Origin of the sequence: Microvirga tunisiensis (assembly GCF_009296175.1) — a bacterium.
GTDB classification, from domain to species: Bacteria; Pseudomonadota; Alphaproteobacteria; order Rhizobiales; family Beijerinckiaceae; genus Microvirga; species Microvirga tunisiensis.
This window is the reverse complement of the sequence record NZ_VOSK01000744.1, coordinates 1-1,449: the sequence shown is the minus strand read 5'-3', so window position 1 is coordinate 1,449 and position 1,449 is coordinate 1. Positions and strand designations below refer to the sequence as shown.

The 1,449-nt window shown below is 64.9% G+C and carries 1 protein-coding gene and 1 pseudogene; one reads left to right on the top strand and one right to left on the bottom strand.

All coding sequences use genetic code 11. The features are described from left to right. Window positions 1-142: pseudogene (locus FS320_RS43335) on the top strand (ATP-binding protein); the annotation flags it as partial. A 129-nt stretch (window positions 143-271) separates the two neighbouring features. On the opposite strand, the gene FS320_RS43330 reads toward FS320_RS43335, so the two are convergent. After that, a complete protein-coding gene (locus FS320_RS43330; RefSeq protein ID WP_152718647.1) occupies window positions 272-1,168 on the bottom strand; it encodes a LysR family transcriptional regulator in 897 nt (298 codons plus the stop codon). Window positions 1,169-1,449: the final 281 nt, after the last annotated feature.

Here is a 1,449-nt window from a genome sequence, read left to right as displayed (position 1 = left end):
GAACAAGAGCATCCGGGAGTGGACCGAGCTGCTGGCCGGCGACGAGGTGCTGGCCACGGCCATCCTCGACCGCCTGCTGCACCGAGCGCATGTTCTCAACATCAAGGGGCGCAGCTATCGCCTGCGGGATCTGGAGGAGGCTCTCCAGCGGGCTCACGCTTGAGCCGTCGTAAAACTGGATGTCGCCTTATCTCGTAAATCTCGGTGTCGCTTGACATGGGCCTCGAAGATACCCATCGTGCGCAGAGTTCCGACTATCCGGAGCGCGCCTTCATCCGCCCACCAGCGCCTTCTGATTGCGCTTGAAGAGGTTTGCCAACGCATTCGCCACCCGCGTCACGTTCGGACGGTTGCGGCTGCGCCGGTGCATGACGAGGAAGACATCCTCGATCAGGTCGCCCTCCGGCTTCGTCACCTGGACGAGATCCGGGTCCGAATCGCCGAGCCAGCAGGGGAGGAAGGCGGCGCCGAGGCCCGCTTTCGCCGCCTGGTAGCGGATCGGCATGTCGCCGATGCGGGCCGCGATGGTGCGTCCCTGTGCGAACTCGGCCACATAGGCCGCCTGCCGCGACAGGGTGGGATCCTCCGGCGGTGCGATGACGGCTTTGGGATTTTCCGTGCGGGCATAGATGGCGAAGGCGATCTGCCCGATTTTTCTTGCCACGAGATCGTCGCTGCCTTCCGACAGGTGGCGCATGCGCAGGCCGATATCGGCCTCGCCGGAGGCGAGGTCGAGCCGGTGGCGGGTCGGGATATAGGCGATCTCCACGGGAGCTGCGGCGTCGTGCAATTCCCCCGCGTAGAGAGACAGGAAGAGCGTTACCGAGGCGGTCGCTGTGATCCGCACCGGCGCGTCGGGGTCCGGCCGATAGGCTGCGGCCGTTCGCGACACGATGGCGGCGGCCTCGCCCATGGGCGAGGCCGCGTCGAGTATCGCCTGTCCGGCTTCCGTCAGTTCGAGGTTGTTGGGCCCGCGCTGGAACAGCGAGAGGCCCACCGTCTCCTCCAGCACCTTGATGCGCCGCGCGACGGTCGGCTGGCTCTGACCCAGCGCCTTCGCGGCGCTGTTCATCGATCCATGAGCCACCACGGCGAGAAAGATCCGCAGGTCGTCCCAGGACGGTTCGGTGAAGGCGAGGCGGAAGGGATCGAGAGACGAAGAAGCCATGAGATGATGCTAAAGCGTTGAACCCGGTTCGGCATAGGGGGATGTTCCGGCCTTTGAGACAAGCCGCACCATCGCGCAAAGGCCGTTCTCCCGCAGCCCGCCAGGAACGTGGGAGACCTGTTCAGTTTTGGAGAGGGGTTGGGCCATCACCCCTCCTACAATGGTGCAAACTGCCGCTGTCTGAACCACCATAGCTCGGATCGGGCGGCGGAGCGACACGGAACACCACCGTGATGTCGCCGCGATCAATCTCAACGCGCTTGACCAGAAGGCGGATCAGA